At 40.9% G+C, this 7,847-nt stretch carries 6 protein-coding genes; 1 reads left to right on the top strand and 5 read right to left on the bottom strand.

The features are described from left to right. Positions 1 to 117: 117 nt before the first annotated feature. Positions 118 to 858, bottom strand: a complete 741-nt coding sequence (locus CDG79_RS37485) for a RibD family protein (RefSeq protein WP_094346609.1) — start codon at positions 856 to 858, stop codon at positions 118 to 120. 295 nt (positions 859 to 1,153) lie between these two features. On the opposite strand from CDG79_RS37485, the gene CDG79_RS37480 reads away from it, so the two are divergent. Further along, a complete protein-coding gene (locus CDG79_RS37480) occupies positions 1,154 to 3,283 on the top strand; it encodes an ATP-binding protein (RefSeq protein WP_094346608.1) in 2,130 nt (709 codons plus the stop codon). A 136-nt stretch (positions 3,284 to 3,419) separates the two neighbouring features. On the opposite strand, the gene CDG79_RS44495 is transcribed toward CDG79_RS37480, so the two are convergent. The 4 genes from CDG79_RS44495 to CDG79_RS37460 form a co-directional block, all read right to left on the bottom strand. Beyond that, positions 3,420 to 4,670 carry a hypothetical protein gene (locus tag CDG79_RS44495; RefSeq protein WP_223278579.1) on the bottom strand — a complete coding sequence of 417 codons (1,251 nt, stop codon included), beginning with the start codon at positions 4,668 to 4,670 and terminating at the stop codon, positions 3,420 to 3,422. A 3-nt stretch (positions 4,671 to 4,673) separates the two neighbouring features. Then, positions 4,674 to 5,435 (bottom strand): hypothetical protein, encoded by a 762-nt coding sequence (locus CDG79_RS37470; protein ID WP_189525267.1) that lies wholly within the window; start codon positions 5,433 to 5,435, stop codon positions 4,674 to 4,676. A gap of 110 nt (positions 5,436 to 5,545) precedes the next feature. Then, complete coding sequence (locus tag CDG79_RS37465; protein WP_317616645.1) at positions 5,546 to 6,784, bottom strand: sugar dehydrogenase complex small subunit; 1,239 nt, start codon at positions 6,782 to 6,784, stop codon at positions 5,546 to 5,548. 130 nt (positions 6,785 to 6,914) lie between these two features. Then, positions 6,915 to 7,847, bottom strand: a 933-nt coding sequence (locus CDG79_RS37460) for a Gfo/Idh/MocA family protein (RefSeq protein ID WP_094346606.1), incomplete at its 5' end; no start/stop codon positions are given.

Below are 7,847 nucleotides of genomic sequence, written 5' to 3'. Positions count from 1 at the left end.
GGATTGGGTATTGGGCATGGGGCATGGGTTATTCTCCTTATCCCCGTTGTCCCTCACTCTCTACTCCCCAGTCCCTAGTCCCCAGTCCCCAATCCCCAATCCCTTATTTAGCGTAATCTAATCTACTGGTCGTTGCAGGCGATAGTGCAAAAACACTTCTTGCTCAACTGGATGAACTTCTAAAAGTTGCAACTTGGGAGCTAAATCGGGTAAAAATCCTTTCCCTTCTACGGGTGTAGGTGCGGTACTACCACCTAAAATCAGAGGACAGACAGTTAACCATAATTCATCGATTAAATCTAAGCCCAGCAGGGAAGCGACTAATTCACCTCCACCCAAGACCACCAACCGTGCTATATCTATATTGGCTAGATGCTTCAAAGCTGCGAGAATGTCAATTTCTCGCCTTGGTGTTTCAAAAACCAGAATCTGCTCAAATTCTGGATGACACTCTTGTGCTCCGGTTTCCAGAGTTGCGGGAAGTGTCTGTAAACGTCCTTTCCATGAAAGTGTTCCCAGTGTTGTCGTGAGTAGCCAGCGTCTAACTGGTTGCTTAAAAAAGTTAATTTCCGGATTGAGGTTTCCAGAGTGTGTAGTCACTATATGAACTGGCTGCGGAGGCTTCCCTTCTTGTGCCCGAAGTTGCACTAGAGTTGGATCTGATACAGTAAGTGTTGTTCCATAGGCCCGAAGAGTACCAGCACCGAATAAAACCGCATCAGAGGTAGCGATTTGTTTTTCTAGATGTGCTTTATCAGCCCTTGAACCAAACCGAGCAGGCGATCGCCTAAAATCTGCTATCTTACCATCTGCACTCATTGCTAAAACAACTGTAGTATGAGGACGATGTTGCAACATTAAATTGATTTGATAGTTTGAATATTTTCTTTGTTCGTGTGTAGATTATCAAAAAAAATCCATGCCTACAAGTTATTTTTTTACAATTTTCTCACTGTATTTATATGCAATCCGAACAGCTTTTAAATCTAGCATATACGAGTTTTGGTATACCACGTTTCTTTTTGAATTATAGCAATTTGTTATTTTTAAACATTGAAAATAAAATTCTGATAATTTAATAAAATGTCTCATCTAGCCAGTCTAATTACATATCTTTGCTGTTGTGGTTTGCAGATGCAAAGTGAGACACTCGATGACTAATTACCGCCAATCTTCCTTTCGTCGAATTTTAGTAACGAGAATATTGCTGCTGTTTGTTCCAGTTTTACTTATAGGCGAGATTGTTGCCTTGAATAAGGCACGTTCTAGCATATTGGGAACCGCTCGTCAAAATTTAACAGAAAGCGCCATCAGTAAAGGAGATAGAATTGGCGATGCGATCGCAATCTTAAAAGCTAATTTGCTGAGTGTAAGTAAAACAACGGTGATTCCGTCGAGTTCGTCTATACAAGAGCAAGAAATTCTCACGCAGCTAAAGCAACAACTTCCAGCCAATATTGAGTGTATCCAATTAACGAATCTGCTAAACCAGAAAATAATTGCCAGTAGCTGTGGCGATCGAGCTATTGGGGAGTTGACATTACCTTTGCCTAGTGATGGAATTGATGTCAAAGCAATCTTCCCGCCCAAAGCAGGAACGACTGGAAAAAGAAACACACAAAACCAATTGCAATTAGTGGTATCTGCACCAGTCTCCGATAGCCGCAGAAATTTAGTTTACAGCTTAAGTATTCAGTCTGCATTGTACCAACAAACCAAAAATCAGCCGGGATCGCTCACAGGCGCTTTGGTGGTGATTGCTGAAGATGGCACGATTTTGGCACATCCCTTCACAGACTGGGTGGGAACTAATATCAATCAACATCCAAATTCTTCCCAACTCAAGAGCATAATTAAAAATGCCATTGCCGGAAAAAACGATTCGATAAATTTGTCTTTTAAAGAGGGAAACGAATTAGTAGCTGGCTATACAGCTATTGTAAATCCACTCACCCAACAACAGCAGCAGAAATGGATAGTCTTAGCTGTTACTAGTGTTGATAATGCGCTTTTTGGTTTAGAGGAAATCAAACTAATTCTCATTGTTTTGACCGTTGGTTTGATTGGTGCAAGTTTGTTAGCATCCCTATATCTAGCTCCTTACTTGGCACGCCCTGTAGAAGAATTGCGAGATTACGCTCTCAATATTCACTCTCACCACGCCGCACAACCAGTTCCGCACAATTTCCAAATTCGGGAGTTCAATCAACTGGCCCAAGCATTAGACCAAATGGTAGAACGGCTCAAAGCTGGGGCGGAAGAATTAGAAATAGCTTGGAAAGAAGCAAAAACTGCTAACCAGATTAAAAGCCAGTTTTTGGCTACAACTTCTCATGAGTTGAGAAACCCATTACATACTATTATTAACTGCATTCGCGTGGTTGAAGATGGCTTATGTGATAGCCGGGAAGAAGAAATGGACTTCCTCAAACGTGCTGATGAAACAACAATTCATTTGCTAAATATTATTAATGATTTACTCGACATTTCTAAAATTGAAGCAGGTAAGCTTTCTGTAATCACTACACCTCTTGACCTCCGAAAAATATTATTAGAGGTGATTAATTTACAATCAGTTAATGTTCAACAGAAGGGCTTGCAATTGAAATGCGAGTTAGATGCTCAACCAATACCAATTAAGGCAGACGCGGCAAAACTGAAGCAGGTGCTGATTAATGTTATCGGCAATGCCACTAAGTTCACTGACACAGGAAGTATCACCATTGCTACAGAAATTCAATCTAGTAATGGTAAATCTCAAGTAGTGGTAATAGTTAAAGATACAGGTATAGGCATTGATCCCGCGCAACAACACAAACTGTTTCGCCCTTTTATAATGGTGAATGGCACAACCACGCGCCAGTTTGAAGGGACTGGACTAGGATTAGCAATTTCACGAAACTTAATTGAACTCATGGGAGGCAGCATTACTCTTGAGAGTACAGGACTTCATCAAGGTACGACACTGAAGATTACCTTACCCTTGATTGATATCTCGCTGTTACCTGCTTCAAAAAAAGATGAAAATGTCGGGGATCGGGGATTTTCCTCTGAGAATAAGGGGGCAAAAGCAAGCCAATACTCTAGCCTAGAGAAGTCTGGGGGAAGTCCCTCTTTGGGGATCAATAAATCTGTAAAAGTAGGTGTAGAGAAAGAGAAGTCGATGAAGTTCCAGGTGTTACTTGGGAATGAGACTTACGAGATTAGTCTTTCGCCGCAGCAAACTCTCTTGGTAAGTCTTCCAAAAACAGAAGTTTATGCAAATGGGACTTCTGATAGATAATTTTTACTAAACTCTAATTCGTAATTTAAATTTGAAAAATAATTGCGACAGATGAATTTCTAAGAAGCTGGTTCATTAACTCTTTCACAGTCAAAAATCTCAAATGCTATAACTCCTAACTCCTGAGTGCTAACGGCTATGGTTTTGACCCTGATTTAGAACTGTTACTGAATAGCCAAGATAAAAGATTAGCAACTGTAGCAGCGCCAAAAGAGAACAGGGCAATAATCGCATCACGAGGTAAAACACCATCTAACCAGCTACCCTGTATCGTGGAAACTGGAAAATCTGGATCTAGACCGATTTGAATCTCTTTAGTTTCCCCAGAAAAGCGAGCTTCTATACCCTTTTTAGGGACAATTTGCAGATGGCGTATTTCTTGAATTTTTAGAGGAATCTTAGGGTCTTCTCCCATGAGAAACTGATTTTGTTTAATGTCGCGTTCCTGTTCTGCCATGCGGATTTTGCCTTCCACAATAGTAGAAATATTTAAATCGTCTTTGGAATCTTCACCGGTTCTATCTACATCTATAAATTGAACATTTTTGGTTTTTATCTTTTCTCTAAACCATTGTTCTGATTCATATTTGGGAGCTTTGGCTAGAGTGATATAAATCTTGCTATTTTGCGTGAGTTCTAAGTTAAAAACTTTATTATTTGGGGTAAAATTAAATTCTAATGAGCTTTGCTTGTCTGGCTGATTTGGTAATTTTAAATCTGGTAATTCGTAACCTTCGGCTATAACTTTGATTGGTTGTTCGCCTAAATATAGGTTTAATGCATTGGGGTTGGTTTGTTGATTTAAGTTAGAGTTAGGTTGCAGAGAAAAAGCCAGTTGATTACGAAAAAAGTCATAACTGAGTCCAGTTACCTTTGTATTTGGTTGTAGCCGGAGTTCATTGAGACTAATTTGATTAGTGTCTTGAGGATTAGCAGGAACAATAATCCATCTACTCTCACCGTCTGTAAGCTTGATTTGTAAGGAATTTAACTGATTAATTTCTGGCCAAGTTTCACTTTGAAAACTACCTGTGAAAGTCAGCGTTTGTTTGCCTTCATTTTCTAGTTCCTTGATGCCGCGAATATTTTGAAGGAACAGTTTTGATTCTTCTCCATTATAGGTAAAACTCATTTCTTCAGAAATGATATTACCTTCAAAGGCATGAGTACCGGGTACTATAGCTGCAAAGGTGAGGATAGTAAAAAATAAAAGTAATAGCAGCACCAAAAAGGAATTTTGATTATTTGCAATAGTTCGTAGTAAGCGCTTTAGCGCTGAAGTGCTGACTACAAACAAAGCAATTAGATATGTTTTCAGAAAATTCAACCATTGGCGAATCTTGATGAAATTGGGAAATTTTTGTTTGGCTTTTTGCCGAGATGCCATGATTTATTTTAACCAATTTGGGTTATGTTCAAATACAATTCGCCTTTCAATGCGATCGCTAGGTTCATTTCTGCGGTCAATATTAGCAACGAAATGCAGTTCATAGCGCCCTGCTGGGGCGTTGCGTCCATCCCAGGTAAAAATAGTTTCACCACTTCTGGAGTTAGGACGGGAAGTGCTATAAATTGCTTTTTCACCTTGGGGGAGGATTTCAAAATTGGTAAATCTTACTCTGTCTTGGGAATAAAAGACGAATTCATACTTGCCAGAAGTTTGCCCCAGGATGACTGGAACGTACACAGGTTGAGAATTAAGGCTGTAGGATGCCACAGCGCGGAGTTTGTTTGCTGGTATTTTTGCTTTCCTGAGAACGTAAGTATCCCAGCTAAAGCTGAAACCTGAACCATTCTTAGACAATAACAAGTCATCCAATTGATAGTGATATTTATCATCTAACGATTGCACTCTTACTTGAGGGTTTTTTCCACCATTTATTTGCGGAATTTGTAGCGTGAGAGTTTTGCCGAAACTGGCAAGGTTGCGGGTAGCAATGGAAATTAGGCTCAAGCTATTGCCGCTTAATTGTTCTTCTTTGATACCTTCACATCGTTCGGGTGGTTTGCGGTGGATACAGCACTTTCGGCGGCTATGAGGTACATCATCAAAGCTGAAAGCTATGATAGGAAAGGGGCAAGAGGAAAACTGTATTGCATAATAGCCGGAAGCGCTGTATAATCGGTAGATTGAGGGTTGCCTTCTGGACAAGAAGCCACAGCCGGAAGATGGCTGAAGCTAACGATTAATAAACTGACAAGAATAGTTTTATAATTCATAACTTGTAGAGACGCGATTCATCGCGTCTGATTAATAGCAATTCATCGCGTCTGATTAATATTCCAAGTGGACAGTTGTTTTTGAATCTCAGACATGGGATAAGCGAAATCTCGCCCCTCACCTTTTTTTCGGGTAACGACGATGCCTAAAAGCCGATTTTGCGAATCAATTACAGGACTGCCAGAATAACCAGGTTTGAGTGCGGCTTGAGATATTTCTAATCGCTGGTTTTTGTCGCTGATTTGTCCTGATTCTATAGACCAAGATTTATCTTCTCCTCTTTGAGCAGAATGACCAATAATGCGAATGGGCATTTTTGGGGCGATCGCAGTTGAGGAGATGGGTAAGGGTTGGATATCTTCTGGCAGCTTACCGCTAACTTCCAAAACGGCTAAATCGAGTTGTTCCTCAGAGGTCATTTTGAACAGCTTGGCATCTCGCCGCATTCGCACTCGGTTTGATGGTGGTGAACTGAAAAATTCAACTTGAATATTTTTACCCTGTTCATAGCCATCAAAAATGACATGACGATTAGTGAGGATTAATGTCCGGCTGCCTTTTCGCTGAATTATGACACCAGTGCCAATTTCTGTTCCCTGGCGATCACTGTTAAAAAACTCCGCAGTGATGAGAACTACAGAACGCTTAACGGGTATAGTTGGATCGTTCTTAGGCAACCATTGGCGATCGTCTTCTACACTACCTAGTTTATTCTGTTGTTCTGTCCATAACTGCCGTGCTTTTCTATTGTTATTACTGGCATAGAGCAAATTGGGGTCAATTTCTTCTGCCTTGTCAAAATATTCTATGGCTTCTTTAAGTTTTCCTTGCTGTTGAAAGATCCAACCTAAATTATTATTGGCCAGACTATGAGCTAATTGAATCTCACTATGTTCTGGTAATTTTAGAGCTTTTTCGTAGGCAGCAATGGCTGCATCTGATTTATTCTGATCATCCAAAGTAATGCCGAGATTGGCGTAAACAATAGCATCGTTAGGGTCAATCTGAATGGCTTTTTGGAAGACAGCAACAGCGGCATCAAATTTTTTCTGGTCACTCAAGATAGATCCGAGATTGTTGTAAGCAGTAGTGAAGTTGGGATCAATTTCAATGGCTTTTTGGTAGGCAGCAACTGCGCCATCTAATTTTTTCTGGTCAATTAGAACATTGCCAAGATTGTAGTAAGCAATAGCATCGCTAGGGTCAAGCTTAATGGCTTTTTGGTAGGCGGCAATTGCTGCATCTAATTTATTTTGCCCACTCGATCCCAAAGACGCGATAAATCGCCGTCTCTACAAAGGACTGATTCTTGTAGAGACGGCGATTTATCGCGTCTCTTTGATCGCGTCTCTTGCCTTAACCGAACAGTATTGGGCGGTTATTCTCAGGGGAAATTAGACTTGAGAGCAGTTAGTTGTTAAGAAAAACAGGTTTGCCGCCTTGCTCAAGAGATACTGTTAGTGCAGCAAGAATTTCTACTAACTGTGTGCCTACCCAGCCAGACGAAATCTCTGAGGGAGTATTGTTTAGAATAGAGACAACAAAGGTGGAGCAAACTCGCCCTAATGGTTCACCTGGCTCTAATTCCAGCACTACCTGCTTTTGATTTACCGGAATAAAATGATTACCCTGCTGTTCAAACTCCCCATGTAGCAGCGTTAGAGGTGATGACTGCAACATTTCATCAAAAATCAAACTACCAAGGCTACCTATAATCCCCAGCCGTCGCTGCTTATCAGGATTCAGCCAGCACAAATGAATATAAGCTTGAAAGCCATCTGGGTATGTCAGTGTTAGCCATACTAGATCGGCCAAACCTTGAGACAGAGGAGAATTTGTATCTTTCTTCCCCTCTGCTTCCCTGCTCCCCTGCTCCCCTGCTCCCTGTAGCCACACCGTACCTGTTGCTTGTACTTTCACAGGAATCTTACCTAGCCAAGCGTTAAAGATAGCAATATCGTGAATAGCTAAGTCCCACAGCGCATCAACATCTTGGCGGACAGGCCCCAAATGGGTGCGTGTCGCGTAGCCGTAGCGTAAATCTCCTAATTTACCCGCTTGTACTACAGTTTGCCCTCGCTCAACTGCTGGGTGAAATAAATAAGTGTGATCAACCATGAGTATTAAATGATGCTGCTCTGCCAATTGGCAAAGTTCCCGACATTCTGCTGGGTCGAGAGTTAGGGGTTTTTCAGCTAAAACATGGTATCCATTCTGGAGAGCGTCTTTTACTAAAGCATAGTGGGTGATAGCAGGAGTTGCGATCGCAACTCCTGTCAATCCTGGTACTTTTTTTAAATCTTCCCACTCAGTTGTCAATATTACATTTTCATCTAAATTAAA

The organism is Nostoc sp. 'Peltigera membranacea cyanobiont' 232 (genome assembly GCF_002245985.1).
Classification (GTDB): Bacteria; Cyanobacteriota; Cyanobacteriia; order Cyanobacteriales; family Nostocaceae; genus Nostoc.
Note: the sequence above shows the minus strand (reverse complement) of the source record. Positions and strands in the feature narration are given on the sequence as shown.

Coding starts and splice junctions, on each gene's coding strand:
- CDG79_RS37485 (WP_094346609.1), bottom strand. CDS start 858: ATGTTGCAACATCGTCCTCATACTACAGTTGTTTTAGCAATGAGTGCA.
- CDG79_RS37480 (WP_094346608.1), top strand. CDS start 1,154: ATGACTAATTACCGCCAATCTTCCTTTCGTCGAATTTTAGTAACGAGA.
- CDG79_RS44495 (WP_223278579.1), bottom strand. CDS start 4,670: ATGGCATCTCGGCAAAAAGCCAAACAAAAATTTCCCAATTTCATCAAG.